Annotated in this window: 23 protein-coding genes; 9 read left to right on the forward strand and 14 right to left on the reverse strand. The window is 58.4% G+C overall.

Going from position 1 to position 20,037, the window contains the following annotated elements:
- Nucleotides 1-8 precede the first annotated feature (8 nt).
- Together D8U18_RS06470 and D8U18_RS06475 are read right to left on the reverse strand one after the other, a co-directional pair.
- Complete coding sequence (locus D8U18_RS06470; protein ID WP_131107302.1) at nucleotides 9-602, reverse strand: hypothetical protein; 594 nt, start codon at nucleotides 600-602, stop codon at nucleotides 9-11.
- Nucleotides 568-1,308 (reverse strand): SURF1 family protein, encoded by a 741-nt coding sequence (locus tag D8U18_RS06475; RefSeq protein ID WP_130905136.1) that lies wholly within the window; start codon nucleotides 1,306-1,308, stop codon nucleotides 568-570. Before D8U18_RS06475 ends, D8U18_RS06470 begins: the two co-directional genes overlap by 35 nt.
- Before the next feature lie 70 nt (nucleotides 1,309-1,378).
- Here D8U18_RS06475 and D8U18_RS06480 point away from each other — a divergent pair, with 70 nt between their 5' ends.
- Nucleotides 1,379-1,582, forward strand: a complete 204-nt coding sequence (locus tag D8U18_RS06480) for a twin transmembrane helix small protein (RefSeq protein WP_056854361.1) — start codon at nucleotides 1,379-1,381, stop codon at nucleotides 1,580-1,582.
- Nucleotides 1,583-1,585: 3 nt separating this feature from the next.
- On the opposite strand, the gene D8U18_RS06485 is transcribed toward D8U18_RS06480, so the two are convergent.
- From D8U18_RS06485 to coxB, 4 genes are all read right to left on the reverse strand, one after another.
- Nucleotides 1,586-2,473: a cytochrome c oxidase subunit 3 gene (locus D8U18_RS06485; RefSeq protein ID WP_056854362.1), complete on the reverse strand. Its 888-nt coding sequence runs from the start codon at nucleotides 2,471-2,473 to the stop codon at nucleotides 1,586-1,588.
- Between the two features lie 25 nt (nucleotides 2,474-2,498).
- On the reverse strand, nucleotides 2,499-3,050 hold the full coding sequence (locus D8U18_RS06490; RefSeq protein ID WP_056854363.1) for a cytochrome c oxidase assembly protein: 552 nt from the start codon (nucleotides 3,048-3,050) through the stop codon (nucleotides 2,499-2,501).
- Nucleotides 3,051-3,215: 165 nt separating this feature from the next.
- A complete protein-coding gene (gene ctaD / locus D8U18_RS06495; RefSeq protein WP_056854364.1) occupies nucleotides 3,216-4,802 on the reverse strand; it encodes a cytochrome c oxidase subunit I in 1,587 nt (528 codons plus the stop codon).
- Between the two features lie 82 nt (nucleotides 4,803-4,884).
- Nucleotides 4,885-6,012, reverse strand: coding sequence for a cytochrome c oxidase subunit II (gene coxB, locus D8U18_RS06500; RefSeq protein ID WP_130905137.1), 1,128 nt, complete (start codon nucleotides 6,010-6,012; stop codon nucleotides 4,885-4,887).
- Nucleotides 6,013-6,383: 371 nt separating this feature from the next.
- Between coxB and D8U18_RS06505 the strand changes: the two genes are divergently transcribed.
- The gene (locus tag D8U18_RS06505; RefSeq protein WP_056854366.1) at nucleotides 6,384-7,034 is read left to right on the forward strand and encodes a hypothetical protein; all 651 of its coding nucleotides are present in this window, start codon (nucleotides 6,384-6,386) and stop codon (nucleotides 7,032-7,034) included.
- A 119-nt stretch (nucleotides 7,035-7,153) separates the two neighbouring features.
- On the opposite strand, the gene D8U18_RS06515 is transcribed toward D8U18_RS06505, so the two are convergent.
- From D8U18_RS06515 to D8U18_RS06525, 3 genes are all read right to left on the reverse strand, one after another.
- Nucleotides 7,154-8,680 (reverse strand): SulP family inorganic anion transporter, encoded by a 1,527-nt coding sequence (locus tag D8U18_RS06515; protein ID WP_130905138.1) that lies wholly within the window; start codon nucleotides 8,678-8,680, stop codon nucleotides 7,154-7,156.
- Between the two features lie 88 nt (nucleotides 8,681-8,768).
- Entirely contained in the window at nucleotides 8,769-9,500 is a 732-nt protein-coding gene (locus D8U18_RS06520) for a carbonic anhydrase (protein ID WP_056854464.1), read from the reverse strand.
- A 242-nt stretch (nucleotides 9,501-9,742) separates the two neighbouring features.
- Complete coding sequence (locus D8U18_RS06525; RefSeq protein ID WP_056854465.1) at nucleotides 9,743-10,801, reverse strand: PA0069 family radical SAM protein; 1,059 nt, start codon at nucleotides 10,799-10,801, stop codon at nucleotides 9,743-9,745.
- Between the two features lie 221 nt (nucleotides 10,802-11,022).
- Between D8U18_RS06525 and D8U18_RS06530 the strand changes: the two genes are divergently transcribed.
- The gene (locus tag D8U18_RS06530; RefSeq protein ID WP_131107303.1) at nucleotides 11,023-11,325 is read left to right on the forward strand and encodes a hypothetical protein; all 303 of its coding nucleotides are present in this window, start codon (nucleotides 11,023-11,025) and stop codon (nucleotides 11,323-11,325) included.
- A gap of 103 nt (nucleotides 11,326-11,428) precedes the next feature.
- Complete coding sequence (locus D8U18_RS06535) at nucleotides 11,429-12,073, forward strand: tyrosine-protein phosphatase (protein WP_131107304.1); 645 nt, start codon at nucleotides 11,429-11,431, stop codon at nucleotides 12,071-12,073.
- A gap of 46 nt (nucleotides 12,074-12,119) precedes the next feature.
- Here the strand turns inward: D8U18_RS06535 and D8U18_RS06540 are convergent, their stop codons facing one another.
- Complete coding sequence (locus D8U18_RS06540; protein WP_056854468.1) at nucleotides 12,120-12,407, reverse strand: YheV family putative zinc ribbon protein; 288 nt, start codon at nucleotides 12,405-12,407, stop codon at nucleotides 12,120-12,122.
- A complete protein-coding gene (gene prlC / locus D8U18_RS06545; protein ID WP_131107305.1) occupies nucleotides 12,404-14,455 on the reverse strand; it encodes an oligopeptidase A in 2,052 nt (683 codons plus the stop codon). Before prlC ends, D8U18_RS06540 begins: the two co-directional genes overlap by 4 nt.
- An 89-nt stretch (nucleotides 14,456-14,544) precedes the next feature.
- Between prlC and D8U18_RS06550 the strand changes: the two genes are divergently transcribed.
- Both D8U18_RS06550 and D8U18_RS06555 read left to right on the forward strand, forming a co-directional pair.
- The gene (locus tag D8U18_RS06550; RefSeq protein WP_056854469.1) at nucleotides 14,545-15,090 is read left to right on the forward strand and encodes a gamma carbonic anhydrase family protein; all 546 of its coding nucleotides are present in this window, start codon (nucleotides 14,545-14,547) and stop codon (nucleotides 15,088-15,090) included.
- A gap of 44 nt (nucleotides 15,091-15,134) precedes the next feature.
- A complete protein-coding gene (locus tag D8U18_RS06555; RefSeq protein WP_056854470.1) occupies nucleotides 15,135-15,785 on the forward strand; it encodes an HAD family hydrolase in 651 nt (216 codons plus the stop codon).
- 109 nt (nucleotides 15,786-15,894) lie between these two features.
- Here the strand turns inward: D8U18_RS06555 and D8U18_RS06560 are convergent, their stop codons facing one another.
- On the reverse strand, nucleotides 15,895-16,986 hold the full coding sequence (locus D8U18_RS06560) for an aminopeptidase (protein ID WP_131107306.1): 1,092 nt from the start codon (nucleotides 16,984-16,986) through the stop codon (nucleotides 15,895-15,897).
- A gap of 58 nt (nucleotides 16,987-17,044) precedes the next feature.
- Between D8U18_RS06560 and D8U18_RS06565 the strand changes: the two genes are divergently transcribed.
- Complete coding sequence (locus tag D8U18_RS06565; protein WP_056854472.1) at nucleotides 17,045-17,467, forward strand: hypothetical protein; 423 nt, start codon at nucleotides 17,045-17,047, stop codon at nucleotides 17,465-17,467.
- A gap of 40 nt (nucleotides 17,468-17,507) precedes the next feature.
- On the forward strand, nucleotides 17,508-17,927 hold the full coding sequence (locus tag D8U18_RS06570) for a hypothetical protein (RefSeq protein ID WP_056854473.1): 420 nt from the start codon (nucleotides 17,508-17,510) through the stop codon (nucleotides 17,925-17,927).
- A gap of 6 nt (nucleotides 17,928-17,933) precedes the next feature.
- Here D8U18_RS06570 and D8U18_RS06575 read toward each other — a convergent pair whose 3' ends face one another.
- On the reverse strand, nucleotides 17,934-18,167 hold the full coding sequence (locus D8U18_RS06575) for a DUF1161 domain-containing protein (protein WP_056854474.1): 234 nt from the start codon (nucleotides 18,165-18,167) through the stop codon (nucleotides 17,934-17,936).
- A 180-nt stretch (nucleotides 18,168-18,347) separates the two neighbouring features.
- On the reverse strand, nucleotides 18,348-18,779 hold the full coding sequence (locus D8U18_RS06580) for an OsmC family protein (RefSeq protein ID WP_056854475.1): 432 nt from the start codon (nucleotides 18,777-18,779) through the stop codon (nucleotides 18,348-18,350).
- Nucleotides 18,780-19,019: 240 nt separating this feature from the next.
- Here D8U18_RS06580 and D8U18_RS06585 point away from each other — a divergent pair, with 240 nt between their 5' ends.
- Nucleotides 19,020-20,021, forward strand: a complete 1,002-nt coding sequence (locus D8U18_RS06585; protein ID WP_130932290.1) for an LLM class flavin-dependent oxidoreductase — start codon at nucleotides 19,020-19,022, stop codon at nucleotides 20,019-20,021.
- The last annotated feature ends 16 nt before the right edge of the window (nucleotides 20,022-20,037 follow it).

A 20,037-nucleotide genomic window follows, 5' to 3' on the forward strand; every position in this document is an offset into this window, starting at 1 on the left:
CGATGCCCTTATCCGATGTTGGACAGTTTCAGCAGGTGACGCAGGTCGTTCAGCAGATCCTTGCCCTTGACCGACGGGTCGTAGCGCAGCACCAGGTTGCCGTGGGGATCGATGATCCACAGTTGTGGTTCGGCCTTGTCCCCCGTGGTTTTGCTGAAGGTAGCGAGGTCCAGCGGATAGCGTTGCAGCTGCGGGTATTCGCGGGTCAGCTTGGCCTCGTATTCGCTGCTCAACGGCTGTGCAGCGGCGATGGCATGGCTGGCGCGCCCGGCATCGCGGCCCAGGCCGATCTGAATCTGCCGCGCCAGATACACCAGTTGCTGACAGTCGACAGCGCAATCCTTCGGCGCGGTCACCAGCAACTGCCAGCGCTCTTCCTCAGCCTTTACGCCGAGGTCGGCGCGGGTCTGGCCATTGCCGATCAGTTCGCCGTGATAACTGCGGCCCTCCGGCACCCAGAACTGCAGCTTGTACATGCCGGTGGCGAGGATCATCGGCCCGATCACACCGAGCAGAATCAGCAGCAACTGCAAACGTCCCTTGCGCCGGTTCAATACCGGTTTTGCCTCAGACATGCTGGGTGGATTCATGGCCGCTCCCATGGTGTTTCTCCTTTGCGTTGTGCCAGCCGAGATAGAGATAAAGGCCGAACAGGGCGATCGACAGGGCGAACCACTGCACGGCATAAGCGATGTGTTTTTCCGGCCCCATGGCAACGACCGGCCAATCGGCCTGGTAAGTCGCCGGTCCGGTTTCTGCACGTAATTCATAGGCGAACCCTTCGCGGTCGAGACCTGCCCAGAGCTTGGTCGGGTCAACTGCGGTGACCAATTGCGGCCAGGTCGTGGAATCGGGATCGGCGTGCAACTGGAAGGTTGCGCCCGGCGGCACGTAGACCCAGGCATCCAGGCTCAATGCCTGAACCGGTGTGGTGAATTGCGGTGGAGTGCGCCGGTCCGGCCACGGCAGCCAGCCTCGATTGACCAGCAGCCAGAGGCCGGTCGCCTGATCCTGAAACGGTTGCAGCAGCTCGACGCCGACCTTGCCGTCACGCTGGCGGTTATCCAGCAACAGGCTGTGGCTGGCATCGAACTGACCGTGCAGGCGGACCCGGCGGAAGGCTGGATCAACGCTGTGTTGCAGTTCGGTGCTGAGCATCGGTTCGGCGGCCCGGCGCTCGCTATAGGTTTGCAACAGCGCGCTTTTCTCCGCGCCCCGGCCCAATTGCCAGAACCCTAGCGACACCAGCAGCGGCAGCAGCAGGGCGACCACCAATGTCGGCACGATGCCCGGCCGGAAGCGCTTCATGGCGTCGCCAGAAAGTCAGTCGGTGCGATAGCTATACTCAAGTGCATCGCTAGTCCCCCGGAGTCTCACCATGCTCAAAGCAGCCATCGTCCTGATGCTGATTGCCACGGTTGTCAGCCTGTTCAGCGGCCTGTTTTTTCTGGTCAAGGACGACAGCAGTTCGAACCGCCTCGTCATTGCCTTGAGTGTTCGTGTCACGCTGGCCGCCATCACCGTCGGCTTGATCGCCTGGGGTTTTTTCAGCGGCCAGTTGGTTTCCCACGCCCCCTGGTAGGGGTTAGAGCACGTAAACGAATACGAACAAGCCGATCCACACCACGTCCACGAAGTGCCAGTACCAACTCGCCGCCTCGAAGCCGAACTGATGCTCGTTGTCGAAGTGCCCACGCATCACTCGTATCAGCATCACCAACAGGATGATGGTGCCCATGGTCACGTGGGCGCCGTGGAACCCGGTGAGCATGAAGAACGTCGCGCCGTAGATGCCCGAACCCAAAGTCAGGCCCAGTTCGTTGTAAGCGTGGATATATTCTTCAGCCTGGAAGCCGAGAAACGCACAGCCCAGCAATACGGTGATCGCCAGCCACAGTTTCAGCGCACCGCGATGGCCCTTTTTCAAGGCGTGGTGGGCGATGGTCACGGTCACGCTAGAGCTCACCAACAGCACGGTGTTGAGCAACGGCAAGCCCCATGGACTGATGACGTCCTTGGGCGGCGGAAACAGTTTCGAGTCCGGATTGTTCAGCAACGGCCAGACGAACTCGAAGTTCGGCCAGAGCATGTGAGCCAGGCCTTTGGCGCCTTCTCCGCCGAGTGCCGGACCGGAGACCTGCCGGACATAGAACAGCGCACCGAAGAAGGCGATAAAGAACATCACCTCGGAGAAGATGAACCAGCTCATGCCCCAGCGGAACGAGCGGTCCATCTGCGCGCTGTACAAGCCGTCGCGACTTTCCTTGATCACCGTGCCGAACCAGCCGAACAACATGTAAGCGAGCAGCAAGCCACCGACGAAAAAGATCAGCGGGCCATGGGATTCCGGCCGTGCCGCCTTCAGGTCATTGAACCAGGTGGCCAGGCCGAACACCGTGACGAACATCCCGACCGTGGCGATGATCGGCCATTTGCTCTGGGCCGGAACGTAATAATGCTCATGAGTTGCCATTTATTGTTCTCCTTATCGGGCACGCTCAACCGCCAGTGTTTACTGCGACCGGTGGATGTCGGGCGGTGATATCGAACAGCGTGTAGGACAGCGTCAGGTGCTTCACTTCCTTGGGCATGTCACGGTCAACGATGAAACGTACCGGCATCTCGATCCGTTGACCGGGCTGCAGCACTTGCTGGGTAAAGCAAAAACATTCGGTCTTGTGGAAATACGCCGCCGCCGCGCTTGGCGCGATGCTCGGCACGGCCTGGGCGCTCATTGGCTTGTCGGTGGGGTTGTGTGCAATGAAGATCATCTCGTTCACCGCCCCGGGGTTGGCCGTCAACTCATCCTGCTTGGGATAAAAATCCCAGGACATGTCGGCGGAGTTGGTCGACAGAAACTGCACGCGAACCTGCCGCGAGCTGTCCACCGTTTGCTCACCCTCATACTGCCCGCCCGTCTTGCCATTGATGCCGAACGCCTTGCACATCACGTCGTAGATCGGCACCAGGGCAAACCCGAATACAAACATCGCCACCACCACCAGCAACAGACGAGTGACCAGCTTCTTCATCGAAATCGAATCAGCCATGACCTATGCCCTCTACCGAGAACCCTGTGGGAGCGAGAACTTGTGGCGAGCGAGCTTGCTCCCGCTGGGTCGCGAAGCGGCCCCAAAAACATCGCGTCTGCTTCGCAGCCGAGCGGGAGCAAGCTCCCTCGCCACACTGTCTCTCTCCCGCAAGGGCCAAAGTGTTCATTTCACTTCCGGCGGCGTAGTAAAGGTGTGATACGGCGCCGGCGACGGGATGCTCCATTCCAGGCCTTCAGCCCCATCCCACGGTTTGGCCGGTGCCGGCGGGCCGCCGCGAATGGTCTTGATCACGATGAACAGGAAGAAGATCTGCGTGGCGCCGAACATGAATGCGCCGATCGACGACACCATGTTGAAGTCGGCGAATTGCAGGTTGTAGTCCGGAATCCGCCGCGGCATGCCCGCCAGGCCCACGAAGTGCATCGGGAAGAACGCCATGTTCATGCCGATGAACGACAGCCAGAAGTGCAGCTTGCCGAGGGTTTCGTCGTACATGTGGCCGGTCCACTTCGGCATCCAGTAGTAGGCCGACGCGAAGATCCCGAAAATCGCACCCGGCACCAATACATAGTGGAAGTGCGCGACCACGAAGTAAGTGTCCTGGTACTGGAAGTCCGCCGGGGCGATGGCCAGCATCAGCCCGGAGAAACCGCCGATGGAGAACAGGATCACGAATGCCACCGCAAACAGCATCGGTGTCTCGAACGTCAGCGAGCCTTGCCACATGGTGCTGGCCCAGTTGAACACCTTCACGCCCGTGGGTACCGCGATCAGCAGCGTGGCGTACATGAAGAACAGCTCGCCCACCAATGGAATGCCGACCACGAACATGTGGTGCGCCCAGACGATGAACGACAGGAACGCAATACTGGCCGTGGCGTAGACCATCGAGGTGTAGCCGAACAGCGGCTTGCGCGAGAAGGTCGGGATGATCGAGCTGACGGCACCGAAGGCCGGCAGGATCATGATGTACACCTCGGGGTGACCGAAGAACCAGAACACGTGCTGGAACAGCACCGGGTCGCCGCCGCCGGCAGCACTGAAGAAGCTGGTGCCGAAGTGGATGTCCATCAGCATCATCGTCACGCAACCGGCCAGTACCGGCATCACCGCGATCAGCAGGAACGCGGTGATCAGCCAGGTCCAGACGAACAGCGGCATTTTCATCAGCGTCATGCCGGGGGCACGCAGGTTGAGGATGGTGGCGATCACGTTGATCGCACCCATGATCGAACTGATCCCCATCAAGTGGATGGCGAAGATGAAAAACGTCACGCTTTCCGGCGCGTAGGTCGTCGACAGCGGGGCGTAGAACGTCCAGCCGAAGTTCGGCCCGCCACCCGGGGTGAACAGGGTCGAGACCAACAGGATGAACGCTGCCGGCAACAGCCAGAAGCTGAAGTTGTTCATCCGTGGCAGGGCCATGTCCGGCGCACCGACCATCAGCGGAATCATCCAGTTGGCGAGGCCGACGAACGCCGGCATCACCGCACCGAAGACCATCACCAGGCCGTGCATGGTGGTCATCTGGTTGAAAAATTCCGGCTGGACGATTTGCAGGCCTGGCTGGAACAGCTCGGCGCGAATCACCATCGCGAACGAGCCGCCGAGCAGGAACATGGAAAACGCAAACCACAGGTACAGCGTACCGATGTCCTTGTGGTTGGTGGTCAGCACCCAACGCATCAGGCCTTTGGCGGGGCCGTGGGCGTGGTCGGCATGACCGTGGTCATCGATTACGGCGCTCATGGCCTGTCTCCTTTAACCGGATGGGCTGGGCAGGCCGGGGCGCATTGCCCCGACCGGTTCCTGAGGTGAGCAATGGACCGGGTCATTTGCTTTCCGCCTGTTTCAGCTCAAGCACTTCTTTCGGCGTGACCATGTCGCCCTTGTTGTTGCCCCAGGCGTTGCGTTCGTAGGTCACGACCGCGGCGATATCGACTTCCGACAGTTGCTTGCCGAAGGCCGCCATGGACGTGCCGGGCTTGCCGTGGAAGACAATGTTCAGGTGATCCTTGATCGGGCCGGTGGCGATTTTCGAGCCTTTGAGGGCCGGGAACATCGGCGGCAACCCCTGCCCCTCAGCCTGGTGACAGGCCACGCAAGTGGTGTGATAGACCTTGTCGCCACGCTCCTTGAGCTCGTCGAGGGTCCATTCCTTGCTGGTCAGTTCCTTGAGTTGCGCAGCTTCCGCCTTGCGCTCGCCCAGCCATTTCTCGTAATCGGCCTTTTCCTTGACTTCGACCACGATCGGCATGAACCCGTGGTCCTTGCCGCACAGCTCGGCGCATTGGCCACGGTAGATGCCGGGTTTTTCGATGCGCGTCCAGGCTTCGTTGACGAACCCCGGGATCGCATCGCGCTTGACCGCAAAGGCCGGCACCCACCATGAGTGGATCACGTCGGCGGACGTCACGAGGAAGCGCACCTTGGCGCCGATCGGCAGCACCAATGGCTTGTCGACCTCAAGCAAATAGTGCTCGCTCTTGGCTTCCTTGTTGTGGATCTGGTCGGCGGGAGTGGCCAGGTTGCTGAAGAACTCGACGTCCTGGCCCAGGTATTTGTAATGCCATTTCCATTGATAGCCGGTGACCTGGATATCGATATCCGGCTCACTGGCGTCGTACATCTTGATCAGGGTCGCCGTCGCGGGAACCGCCATGGCCACGAGGATGATGAAGGGCACAATGGTCCACAGAATTTCGACGGTGGTGCTTTCATGAAACTTGGCCGCCACCTGCCCTGTCGAGCGGCGGTGCAGGATCATCGACCAGAACATCGCACCAAAGACGATGATGCCGATCACCACACAGATCCAGAAAATGGTCATGTGCAGGTCAAACACAGCGTGACTGATTTCAGTCGCTCCAGGCGCCATATTCACAGTCCAGGCCGCTTGCGCCTGACTGAAAATCGACCACAACAGGAGGCCCATCCAGACATGTGGATGTCGCATCATTGCGGGTTCCCCTTATCGTTCTTGTTATCCCGCCGGCTTTCACCTGCGGCAAGGGAGCGGCTGCATCAGACTACGAACTTGAATTGCCGAGCCTTGCTGCGTGTGCAGTCGGGCGTCATCAGCTAACTCCATTCCAACCCGAGTATAGACAGCGACTCTCACCTCGCAATGCCAAGGCGTAAATCATCTGAAACAGCATTAACTTGCGTTGCGGGGCACGAATGGAGAAGGATGCAGACGAGTGGTGGCGAACCGATATAACGCGGGCGTCTCAAGGATGAAATAATTATGACAAATGCGTCTTAGCATTTTTCGTAAGCCAGCTAAGTTATGTCTTCCCTATTTCATTGCCTTTGTTTCCTGGAGTTTTCATGAACACCGCCGCATTGCGCGAGCAGATCCAAAAAGCCCAACAACACGAAGCCGAGACCGGCCTGCTGACGCGTCAGCTGGAAAGCAAACTGCCTCATCTACACCCGGCGATCCAGTTGCCGGAGACCGATACCAACGGCGTGCTCACGCGTTTTGTCGCCGCTTATATCGAAGAAGTGCCCGATCTGCTGGATGCAGCCAATGAAGTCGCAAGGGAAGCGGGCATCGAGTCACAGATCAAACCGGTATTGAAAATCGCCGAGCAGTACTTCATCCAGCCACCGGCAATCATGGCCGGGCACGTCGGGCTCGACAGCCTGCTGGACGAAGCCTATTTGGCCCACCGGTTTGTCGAAGAGGTCAACGACCTGTATATCAAGCACTTTGGCCAGCCACTGATCCCATTGGACATGACGGTCGCCAACCTGATTGCCCACCAGTTGATCGGTGAGGAATTTGCCAACCAACTGGATGAGGCAGTCCACCACGCCGTAGACGAAATGCTCAACGATGACAGCTTTGCGCTGGAGTCGGTGGAAGCCTACCGCGAGAAGCTCAATAGCCCGGATACCGGTGCTGCGTGGAAGCGCTGGCCGTGCATGTCGCGCCGTTTGGGGGTAGGCCTGGAGCTGGATCAGACGGTGGCCTGATCTACCGGTAAACACAATCCCCTGTAGGAGCGAGCCTGCTCGCGATGAGACCTAGTCATTCAACATTACAGTTGACTGATTCGCCGCCATCGCGAGCAGGCTCGCTCCTACATTGGCCCTCAGCCAGCCGCGCCAATTCCCGTATTAGTCCGAACCCGCCCTTCAAGCCTGCGCTTCAACCCCCGCGACTCAATCAACAGCTTCGAACCTTTGGCTGCATTCGCCCGACCCCATTCTTCCAGCAGTTCCAGGCATGAGTGATCGATGTAGCTCAGGTTATTGAGCGGCACGTGCACTGTCGCGCCTGCGGGAATGGTCGCCAGTACCTTGGTCAGCGCCGGCACTTTGAGAAAAGTCGCCGCGCCTGTCAGGCGCAATTCCATTTCTCCTGCCTCGGGCAGATCGATCAGGCTGATTTTCAACCGTGAAGCCTTCAATGCCAGCTTCACCAGCGTCAGGCCGAAGCCGATCAATACGCCGGTCAGCAAGTCAGTGAAAACGATGGCCAATGCGGTGGCGGCATAGGTGAACATCGGCATCCGGCCGTAGCGCCCCAGACCGCGGAAAGCCTTGAGATCCACAAGCTTGAAGCCGGTATAAACCAGCACACCCGCCAGGCTAGCCACCGGAATGCTTTGCAACACGCTCGACAACAGCAAAACGAACGCCAGCAGCCACAGGCCGTGGAAAATCGTCGAGTAACGCGTGGTAGCGCCGGCCTGGACGTTGGCAGAGCTGCGCACGATCACGCCCGTCATCGGCAGTGCGCCGAGCAGCCCGCAGAGCATGTTGCCGACGCCTTGCGCCGACAGTTCCCGGTCGAAGTCCGAGCGCTGGCCGCTGTGCATCCGGTCTACTGCGGCAGCCGACAGCAGGGTTTCGGCACTGGCGATGAAAGCCACTGCAAAGGCAGCGATGAGCAGGGCAGGGTCTGCCAGATTGAGCAAATCTGCCGGTCGCAGCCAATCAATGGCTTCAGCCAGATTGGCCGGAACCTCCACCCGTTTGACCTGCAACGACATGAGCAGGCTGGCGGTAGTGGCGAGACCCACACCGAGCAAGGCGCCAGGTATGAAACGCAGGGAATGCGGACGCAGCTTTTCCCATAGCCACATCACGGCGATGGTCGATAACCCGAGCAGGCCGGCCTGCCAGCCAACGGATGGCAAAGCCTGGGCGACTGCGGTGGGAAAGCTCGCGAGGTTATCCAGCCCTGACGGCTTTGGCGCCGCATCGAGCATCACGTGCACCTGTGAGAGGACGATCAGCACACCGATCCCGGCAAGCATGCCGTACACGACGGCAGGCGCTGTCACGCGGAACCAGCAGCCCAGTTTCAAACGGCCGGCCACCAATTGCAGAAAACCTGCGAGCAGTAATATCGGCCCGAGCATGGTCACGCCATGCTGACGTACCAGTTCGAATACCAGTACCGCCAGACCGGCGGCGGGACCGCTTACTTGCAAGGGCGAACCGGCCAGCCAACCAACGACCAGGCCACCAATAATCCCGGTGATCAGGCCTTTGGCCGGAGGTAAACCCGAAGCAATGGCAATGCCCATGCACAAGGGCAGGGCGACCAGAAAAACGACCACGGAAGCCAGCAGCTCCCTTGGTAAAACATTTTTGAATTGCGCAGCACGCATGGTGATTCTCCCGAAGTTTTCTTCAGGCATGGCGAAGCCAGGCTGCCTGATCGGCAGCCTCGACTGAACCATACGGATTTAGGAGGTTTTAGAAGCGCGCTTTGGGCGTCGCCACCGGAACGGGCAGGCTGCCATTGAGCGGCAGGAAACATCCCTGATCGGCGTCGTAGGCTTTGATTTCGCTGGTTTCGATGTTGTAGACCCAACCGTGGATAAACAACTGACCGTTAGCCATTCGCGAGGCCACCGATGGATGAGTGCGCAAATGCTGCAATTGGGCGATGACATTCTCTTCGGTGAGGATGTGCATGCTTTCGCTTTCATTCGCGCAGTTGCAGTTGTCCTGGACCATGGTCTTCGCCACTTCGGCATGCCGCAGCCAGGCTTTGACCGTAGGCATTTTTTCCAGGCTCTGGGGGTTGAGCACCGCTCGCATCGCGCCGCAGTCGGAGTGCCCGCATATGATGATGTGGTGCACACCGAGGGCCAGCACCGCGTACTCGATCGCCGTGGAGACACCTCCGTTCATCTGTCCGTAAGGCGGTACGACGTTGCCGACGTTACGCGTCACGAACAGGTCGCCGGGGGCGCTTTGGGTGATCAGTTCAGGAACGATGCGCGAATCGGCGCAGGCGATGAACATGGCTCGCGGGCGTTGAGCCGTGGCGAGTTTCTTGAAGAGCTCTTCCTGTTGCGGAAAGATCTCATGATGGAAATGCAAAAAGCCGTCAACGATATGCTGCAGCGCTGCATCGGCGGTTTCCGCCTCGGGTTGGGTGGAAGCCGACGCAGCCAACGGCTGTTTATCCTTGTCACTCATGATTCATCCTCTTTGGCGGAGTCAGGGAGTTTTCCGTGAAGTCCGGTGTGAAGCCAGTGGCTGTATAAAAAACATCCAGGTCGAAGGCCTCGACCCGTCAGTCACTCGATGAACAAGGTAGCGGCCGAATCTTAACTCAAACTGAATAAAGCGCTCTAGAACGTGTGTTCCAGGTCACAAAAAACGTGACCAGCTTAATCTTCGAGCGCGTTCTTCAGTACTCAACCATAGGCCAATTGTCCTCAAATCAGTGACATTTGGCGACCCGGCGGACAAAAGGCGTCGCAGTCCAGGTTGAAGCCTTCCCGATGATTAAGCCCCAGGCGCTTGATGGTCTTGGCAAAGCGCTGCGCCAGCAAATCGGCAAACGGTCCTTCTCCGCGCATTCGTGCGCCAAAGCGGCTGTCGTAAAGCTCACCGCCACGACTCTGGCGTATCAGGCTCAACACATGCGCCGCCCGTTGCGGATAGTGGGCGGCCAGCCATTGCTCGAACAGCGGCGCCACTTCCAACGGCAGGCGCAACATCATGTAGGCAGCGCTTTGCGCCCCGGCCGCCTGGGCTTCAGTGAGCAGGCTTTCGAGTTCGCTGTCGTTGATCATCGGAATCATCGGTGAACACAGCACACCCACCGGAATGCCCGCATCACGCATGACCCTGATTGCTCGCAGCCGGGCCTTGGGCGCCGCGGCGCGGGGTTCGAGGATGCGTTTGAGCTCGTCGTCAAGGGTAGTCAGGCTGATCATCACCGCCACCAGCCTTTGCTGTGCAAGTTCGGCCAGAAGGTCCAGATCGCGAAGAATCAGTGAACCTTTGGTGATGATGGTCACGGGATGGCGATAGCGCAGCAATACCTCGAGAGTCTGGCGGGTGATTTTGTACTCGCGCTCGATCGGCTGATACGGATCGGTGTTGGAACCGAGGTTGATCGGCGCACATTGATAGCCGCGCTTGGACAACTGCTGTTCCAGCACCTCCACTGCATTGGTCTTGGCGATCAACCGGGTCTCGAAATCCAGCCCCGGCGACATGTCCCAATAGGCGTGACTGGGGCGCGCATAGCAATAAATGCAACCGTGTTCGCACCCACGATAAGGATTGATCGAGCGGTCGAAGGGCAGGTCTGGTGAGTTGTTGCGAGTGATGATGCTTTTCGCCGTCTCGATGCGCACTTCGGTGCCTTGAGTCACTGGCGCTTCCTGATGCCAGCCGTCGTCCTCGGCTACCGAGCGGCTCGGAGCAAAGCGATTGTGCGGGTTGGCCGCAGTGCCGCGACCGCGGGGAGGCAGGATGGTCGCCATCGAAGGTGTTCCTTGGTCTGTATATTCATACAGTATACGAGGTTGCCCCTATCAACCAGTACCGTTCAGCTTTTTACTAGGCTGGGCAGATCTTCCAAATAACGTGTCCGGCAACTGGTAAATTGAAGAAACATATAAGGCGTCGCTCGATTAAACGTTACCTTCTATATTCTTACCTCCAAGTAACACCCACTAAGCAAAATAAATAAAAGGATTTGTTTATGTCTTTCTTTAATCAGCGTGGCATCTTTCTACAACTCATGCGGCCGAGCCCTTCGGAGCCGAATACTCTTGTTTCGTTGCAACTTGCTCGTAAAGAGCTAAGTTGGGATGCGGAGAATCAACAACAAATCGAAACCTTGGTTGATTCGGTTTTTTTTTCGGCCACGTCCAAAGATCTTGGCAACTCTTTCAGTATTGGAAACGTTAACAAGGATGTAGACCGCGACGGGGTCATTGGTGCAGGGGACAAGGCCAAGTTAGAGGCACTGGCCAAGGCTTATGCGGCGATTATCAATCCTTGATGCAAGGGTTCACGTTTCTTTGACAGATAGCTCACGGGTCTTTGACTGATCAGGATGCAAGCTTGACCTCAATGTCCAGCTTCCATCCTGACGGTCACCCAGCATGTTCTTTCTGCGTTTTATTTCGGTGATGTGTTTATCACTGGTCGTATTGCTTCACTTGGCACCGGTGTACGCCGATGATGCCGATTTGCGCCGTCCGGCAGAATGGGCACAACCGGTCGAAGTGCAATACAACCTGTTTAAAATGTCGCCGACGTTGTACCGCAGTGCATTACCCGACAGTGGAGCGCTGCGGTTATTGGAAAGACTCAAGGTCGCAACAGTCATCAGTTTTCTACCTGAGTCGGACGCAAACTGGTTATCCACGCCTGCAATCACTCAAGTACATCTGCCTTATCGAACCAACCACGTCGATGATGCCGACATACTCAAGGCATTACGGGCCATTCGAACTGCCGAAACCAATGGCCCGGTGCTGATGCACTGTAAACACGGCTCAGACCGAACCGGCCTGATCGCGGCCATGTATCGGGTGGTGATGCAGGGATGGAGCAAGGAGGACGCGCTGAGCGAAATGACCCAGGGCGGCTTTGGAGACAGCACTCACTTCAAGGACGGCATCCGTTACATGATGCAGGCTGACGTGGACAAGCTTCGCACTGCATTGGCCAATGGCGATTGCAGCACGAGCCCGTTCGCGGCGTGTTCGATGAAAAACTGGTTCCAGTCCGCTCATCTACAGTAACAACAACGCCTCCCACTGCATTGCGCATCGGGAGGCGTCTTTCTACTCAATGCTGCTCGTCAGGTTTCTTTTTCAGCTTCGGGTTCGGGAAAAACTGCACTGCCTGAACCTTGGTATCAGGTGCCTTCAGGGCAGACGTATTGACCCGGGTGCCCAGTTCCTTGGGCACCGACAAACCTTGTTCATTGAGCGTGTCCGAGTATCCGCAAGCCACGCATTCACGATGCGGCACGCTGTCTTCGTTCCACATCATCAACTTGTCCGGCTCACTGCAGGCCGGGCAAACCGCCCCGGCGATAAAGCGTCGTTTGGTAATCACGGGACCCTCACTCATGCTGCCGCGTCCTCACTCAGGCCGCTGTGGCGCAAGAGTGCGTCAATCGAAGGCTCGCGGCCACGGAAGTCGACGAACAACACCATCGGCTCCTGGGAACCCCCCCGCGCGAGAATCGCCTCGCGGAATGCGCGGCCAGTGTCGGCATTGAGCACGCCTTCTTCCTCGAACTTCGAAAACGCATCGGCGGACAGCACTTCTGCCCATTTATAGCTGTAGTACCCCGCGGCGTAACCGCCGGCGAAGATGTGCGCAAAGCTGTTGGGGAAGCGGTTGTAGGCCGGTGGGCGCATCACAGAAACCTCGTCCCGCACCCCTTCGAGCACTTGCAGCACACTGCGGCCGTCGCCGTGAGTCGCATGCAGTTCGAAGTCGAACAGTGAGAACTCCAGTTGGCGCACCATCATCAGGCCGGACTGGAAGTTCTTCGCCGCAAGCATTTTTTGCAGGAGGTCCTGCGGCAACGGCTCGCCGGTTTCGTAATGACCGGAAATCAGCGCCAGGCCTTCCGGCTCCCAGCACCAGTTTTCCATGAACTGGCTCGGCAACTCGACCGCGTCCCAGGCCACGCCGTTGATTCCGGACACGCCGGCGTGCTCGACCCGGGTCAGCAAGTGGTGCAGGCCATGGCCGAACTCGTGGAACAGCGTGGTGACTTCATCGTGGGTCAGCAGCGCAGGCTTGCCGCTGTCGGCCGGGGTGAAGTTGCACACCAGGTTGGCCACCGGGCTTTGCAGCACTCCGCCAGCGGTGCGGCGACGGTCCCGGGCGCCGTCCATCCAGGCCCCGCCGCGCTTGTTGGCGCGGGCGTAGAGGTCGAAGAAGAAGCGCCCGACGTGCTGGCCGTTTTCCTTGATTTCGAACAGGCGAACATCCGGGTGCCAGGTGTCGAAGCCTTTTTGTTCGGCGATCTCGATGCCGTAGAGGCGCTGAACGATGGCGAACAGACCGCCCAGTACTTTATCGATCGGGAAGTAGGCACGCAGCGCTTCCTGGGCAATGCTGTAGCGCTGTTCGCGGAGTTTTTCGCCGTAGAAACCGCTGTCCCAGCTTTGCAGATCCGCGCAGCCCTGCTCCGCGGCGTAAGCCTTGAGTTGTTGCAGGTCCTGGGCGGCGAACGGCTTGCTGCGTTGGGCCAGATCGCGCAGGAAGCTCAGCACCTGGTCGCTGGACTCGGCCATTTTGGTGGCCAGGCTCAATTCCGAGAAACTGCCGAAGCCCAGGAGTTTTGCCAGTTCCTGACGCAGGTCGAGGATTTCTTCCATCACCGGACCGTTATCGTTCTGCCCGGCATTCGGGCCTTGATCCGACGCACGGGTGCAGTAGGCGGCGTAGACTTCTTCACGCAGCGCACGGTCGTGGGCGTAGGTCATCACCGCGTAGTAGCTTGGGAACTCCAGAGTGATCAGCCAGCCTTCCAGTTCTTTGGCTTGTGCCGCGGCGGCCATTTGCGCCTTGGCCGAATCGGTCAGGCCGGCGAGGGCGGCTTCATCGGTGATGTGCTTGGTCCAGGCCTGGGTTGCGTCGAGCAACTGGTTGGAGAAGCGGCTGCCCAGCTCGGACAGTTTGCTCTGCACTTCGGCATAGCGCTTCTGCTGCGCTTCCGGCAGGTCGATACCCGACAGACGGAAGTCGCGCAGGGCGTGTTCCAGGATGGTTTTTTGCGCAACGTCGAAACCGGCGGCTTCCGGGCTGTTGGCCAAGGCTTCATAGGCCTGGAACAGTTCACGGTTCTGGCCCATTTCAGTCGAGTAAGCGCTCAATGCCGGCAGGCATGACTCGTAGGCTTCGCGCAGTTCGGCGCTGTTGCACACGGCGTTCAAGTGGCTGACCGGGCTCCAGGCGGCGCCCAGGCGGTCGTTGAGTTCATCCATCGCCAGCACCAGGCCGGCCCAGGTCGGTTGTTTGCCCTGGGTCTTGAGGATCTCGATAATGGCGGCACGGTTATCCGCCAGGATCTGTTCAATGGCCGGTTGCACATGCTCGGCACGGATCGCGGAGAACGGCGGCAGGTCGTAGGACTGCAAAAGAGGGTTGTTCACGCTCACGGTTGGCACCTTGGCTGGAAGAAACATGCAGCCATCTTAATTACAATCGACGTTCACCGCAGCTATCAGCAACAGAGAGAAACCCTATCGTGAATCTTCGCAAATACCAGAACCACACGCCGTTGCTGGGTAAAGGCGCCTTTGTCGACCGCTCGGCGGTGGTGATCGGCGACGTAGAAATCGGCGAGGACAGCTCGGTATGGCCGTTGACGGTGATCCGCGGCGACATGCACCGCATCCGCATCGGTGCGCGCACCAGCGTGCAGGATGGCTGCGTGCTGCACATCACCCATGCCGGGCCGTTCAACCCCGACGGTTTCCCGTTGCTGATCGGCGATGACGTGACGATTGCCCACAAAGTCATGTTGCACGGGTGCAGCGTGGGCAGCCGGGTGTTGATCGGCATGGGCAGCATCGTGATGGACGGCGCGGTGGTTGCCGACGATGTGATCATTGGTGCCGGCAGCCTCGTACCACCGGGCAAACGCCTGGAAAGCGGCTTTTTGTATGTGGGCAGTCCGGTGAAGCAGGTAAGACCGCTGACTGACAAGGAACAAGCCTTTTTCACTTATAGCGCGGCGAACTACGTGAAACTCAAGGATCTGCATCTGGCCGAAGGCTACGACCAAAACTAAGCCCCTGATAACGAAAAGCGCCTCGCCATTGCCCAGGAATTTTCATGCATTACCAAACCGTTTTATTCGACCTCGACGGCACGCTGACCGATCCGCGCGAGGGCATTACACGTTCGATCCAATTTGCCTTGAGCAAGCTCGGCATCGATGAGCCCGACCTGACCCGGCTCGAACACTTCATTGGTCCGCCGTTGTTGCAGGCGTTCATGCAGTTCTATGGGTTTGATGAGCCAAAGGCCTGGGAAGCGGTGAATTTCTACCGGGAGCGTTTCAAAGTCACCGGCCTGTACGAAAACCGTGTATTTGATGGCGTCACCCCGCTACTGGAAACCCTTGGAGGCCAAGGGCGACAGCTTTACATCGCCACCTCCAAGCCGTGGGTGTTCGCCCGTGAAATCGCCCGGCATTTCGACTTCGCCAAACATTTCAAAGTGATTTACGGCAGTGAGCTCGATGGCACCCGGACCAATAAGGTCGAGCTGATCGCGCACTTGGTAGCCGAGGAAGGCCTGGACCCGGCCAATACGCTGATGATCGGCGACCGCAAGCACGACCTGATTGGCGCACGCAGCAATGGCCTGGACGCCGCGGCGGTGGGGTACGGATTTGGCAGTCGGGAAGAGCTGAGCGCTGAAGCGCCGGCCTATCATTTTGAAACGCTGGACGAGATGCACCAGGCGTTTTTGCGCGGCTAATGAAGTCGCCATCGCGGGCAAGCCTTGCTCCTACAGAGTTGTTGTCGTTCATGGATTTTTCACTCGACGCAAATTCGTAGGAGCAAGGCTTGCCCGCGATAACGTCGGTTCAACCTCCAGAGATTTTTGAGCCCGCCAATGTTTTCAACACCGCTTTACGTTTTTCCAGCGGCAACGCCCCCAGCTCTTCCGCCGCCATATAAAACGCCACCCAATCCCCACCCGCCTGCTTGAACAACGCTGCAAACGCCGGCACCCACTGGTCATAGAGCCCAAACGGCAACAGCCGCGCGTTGTTCATCGGGGCATTGATCCATGCGTCATAGCGTTTATCCCCGGCCCATTGGCTGTCGCGCAATTGGCGGTACTCGTCGCGCATGCGTTCGAACTCCGCCGCTTTGCGCTGACGCATTTGCTCCGGCGGCAAGGGCTGGGCGTACAGGTTTTCAAGGCGGCTGCGGGTGTCCAGAACCAGCTCAATGAATTGAGCCCGTTGCCGTGCCTGCGCTCCGCTTTCAGGCGGCAGGCGACGGTAGGCACGCCATTGGCGGGTGCCCTCCTGTTCGACGAAGGTGGCGAATGACTCGTTGAACTCCGTGTCGTCCTTCACGTACACGCGTTGATGCGCCAGTTCGTGAAAGATCAGCGTGGCCAGGCGTTCGTCGCCCCAGCCCATCATCGAACTCATGATCGGATCATTGAACCAGCCCAGTGTCGAGTACGCCTCGACGCCGCCGATGGATACGTCCAGGCCTTGCAGGCGCTGCAACGCCGCCTCACCGCGAGCGGCACTCTGGCTGTAATAGCCGCGATACGCCACGCACCCGGCAATCGGGAAGCAGTGATTTTGCGGCTTCAGGGAAAATTCCGGCGTGGCAAATACGTTCCAGACTACATAAGGGCGACCAATGTCAGCGTACAAGCGGTAACTCTGGTTATCCGGCAGGTGCAACTGTCGGCTGGCGAACGTCCGGGCCTTTTGCGATTCGGCCAGATGCGCACGCAGTTTCTGATCTCGCTGAGAGTCGGCAATGACACTGGAAACCGGCTCCCGTGCCCGCAGCAACTGCATCTGACCGCTGGCCAGTTGGCTGTAGTAACTGATGCTGGAACAACCGTTGAGCAACAAAAATAACGCACCCGGAAACAAAACGCGTAAAACGCGATCAAGTAACCCAAGGCTTGGACGCGGCCTGATCAAAATAAAAATCTCTGGAGAGTCTGCTCGCAAGACTATCCCGCTTGACTGGAGCTCCGCTATGCGCAAGTTGATGCTGACGGGAGGCCTGCTGATGCTGGCCGGTTGTGCCGGGTTCGGGCTACCTCACCATGATCCGACGCAGGCATGGATCGATCTGGAGTCGCATCAGGAAGACACGGCACTGCTGGCGATGGAGGTGGACAACAAGGCGGCCACCGACAAGCGTTACTTCGAGGTGCAGCCGGGCAGTCATGAGTTGACGGTTCGCTATCAGTTTCCGGTGCAGCCCACCAACATCGGCCCCGATGCCGAGCCGCTGTGGCGTGATTGTCAGATGAACGTGAAATTCAACGGTTTCAATGCCGGTGAGCGCTATCAACTGCAAGCGGGGAACATTGGCTTCCGCCCGTGGGCCAAACTTTACGATCAGCAGCGAAAAGTCATCGGTCAAGGCACACCGGCTGGCTGCCAACGCACCTGATCAGCGCTATCCTGAGTATCCAGACATCGGGATATTCATCATGCGCAGGTTATTGCTGTTACTGACCGCAAGTGCGGTGGCCGGTTGTTCGACACCGATGCCGGCAGCTAATCCGCAAATGGCGTGGGTCGATTTCTCTACGCCATTTCCCAACGACAAATTGTTGATGGCCGAGCGTCTGGACAACCAGCGATTGCGTGATGGACGTTTTTTCCAGGTCACTCCGGGTAGTCATGAGTTGACTGTTCGCTTCGATTTCGAAGTGCCGGGTGGAAGTTCGGACCTAATGGATGGTGGCACGGAACGGCTGTGCTACATGATCATCAAGTACGATCATTTCGAAGCCGGTCAGCGTTACCTGCTTCAGGCCCGCTCCATGGCGTTCACCCCGCAAGCACGCCTGTATAACGCCAAACATGAAATCGTTGCCGAAGAACGCCAGATCAACTGTGTTCCGTAGGGTCGGTCAGCGATCGTTCTTCTGGTAAATGATTTTCTTGGTGCCGTTCTCGCATGAGCCTACGACCATGTTCTGATCGTGCACTTCGTCGTTGGCCACGATCTCCAGGGTGTAGGACGTAACGCCACTTGCCTGGATCTTGGCTTCGATTTCGGCCTTGAGTTCTTCACAGGGCTTGGGTGCGGCAAAGGCCGATGTGGCCAACGCGCAACAGATAACCGCCAAGGCAAAACGTTTCATGGTTGAAGCTCCTTTTGAGGCAGCACGCATATCCGTGCGTTTGGGCTGCTGTCATTAATTCGACCACAGTTTTGCAAGCGTTGTTTGTTTCAAGGCAAAAAAGATCGCAGCCTTCGGCAGCTCCACAGATTCACGTTGACCCTGTAGGGGCTGCCTGAGGCTGCGATCTTTAATCAGTGTTCAACTGACCAGCGTGGCTTCCAGGGTGATCCTGGCATTCAGCACTTTGGAAACCGGGCATCCTTCCTTGGCCTTGTTGCTCAGCTCTTCGAACTGCGCCTGGCTGGCGCCGGGAATTTTCGCCTTGAGGATCAGTTTCACGGCCGTGATCGCAAAACCGCCATCCACCTGGTCCAGCGTGACTTCGGCATTGGTATCAATACTGTCAGCCTTGAGGCCCGCGTCGCCGAGGATCATGGAAAATGCCATGGAAAAACAACCCGCGTGGGCGGCGCCGATCAGCTCTTCAGGGTTGGTGCCCTTGCCGCCTTCGAAGCGCGCCTTGAAGCCGTAGGGCGCTTCCCGAAGTACACCGGTTTCCGTGGAAATCGAGCCGATGCCGGTTTTCAGATCACCTTCCCAATGGGCTGATGCTTTCTTGATGATCGCCATGCTTGTCTCCTCCAGGATTCGGCACGAAGCGTCGTGCCTATTTGGTTTGGTTCGTCAGGGTTCTGAGGATAGACCTTGGCGCAAAGTTCATCTCATCTGATCTGTCCGCTTTTTTTGTACGAATTTTCCCCGTGCTATTGAAACTCGGGTATATGCCCTCATTGCATGAAACACGCTTTTGGATTCGGCAGGTTTTCGTTCGCGAGAAAAACCTGCGCCCTCAATTGGAGTAGCAGGTTTATGAAACGACTGTCCGATATCAAGTTCTCGACCCTCGATCTGGTGCCCGTGCGGGAAAACGGCAGCGCAGCGCAATCGCTGCGCAATTCGCTGGACCTGGCGCAGCATGTGGAAAAATTCGGCTACCACCGTTTTTGGGTCGCCGAACATCACAACATGGATGGCATTGCCAGTTCCGCGACCTCGGTGCTGTTGGGTTATCTGGCGGGGGGCACATCGACCATCCGTGTCGGTTCGGGTGGGGTGATGCTGCCCAACCACGCGCCATTGGTGATTGCTGAACAATTCGGCACCTTGGAAAGCCTTTATCCAGGGCGGATCGACCTTGGCCTCGGGCGTGCGCCGGGCTCGGATCAGATGACCGCCCGCGCCCTGCGTCGTGAACGTTCCGGCAGTGCCGATGATTTTCCGGAAGATGTTGCGGAACTGGTGCGTTACCTCGGCCCTCGCACGCCGGACCAGCGCGTCATCGCGATGCCGGGCACCGGTACGAATGTTCCGATCTGGCTGCTGGGGTCCAGCCTGTTCAGTGCGCAACTGGCGGGCGAAAGAGGATTGCCTTACGCCTTTGCGTCACATTTCGCACCGCGCTTCATGCACGAGGCGATTCGCGTCTACCGCAATCACTTCACACCTTCCGCGGTCCTGGACAAGCCCTACGTGATGCTCGGCGTGCCGCTGGTGGCGGCTGACACCGATGAACAGGCTGACTATCTGGCCACCTCGGTGTTCCAGCGGATTCTCGCCCTGATGCGAGGCCAGAGCCTGGTCCAGCGCCCACCGGTGAAAACCATGGATGGCCTGTGGCTGCCCCATGAGCGAGAAGCGGTGAGCGATTTCCTCGGTCTGGCAATGATCGGCGGCCCGGAGAAAATCCGCGCCAGACTGGAAGTGTTGATCGAACAGACTCAGGCCGATGAGTTGATCTTTACCTGCGACCTGTATGAACATTCCGATCGTCTGCATTCCTACGAATTGTTGGCGCAAGTCATGAAAGGCTGATCTTCAGGCAGGCGTA

The organism is Pseudomonas sp. Sample_10, from assembly GCF_004321495.1.
Classification (GTDB): domain Bacteria; phylum Pseudomonadota; class Gammaproteobacteria; order Pseudomonadales; family Pseudomonadaceae; genus Aquipseudomonas.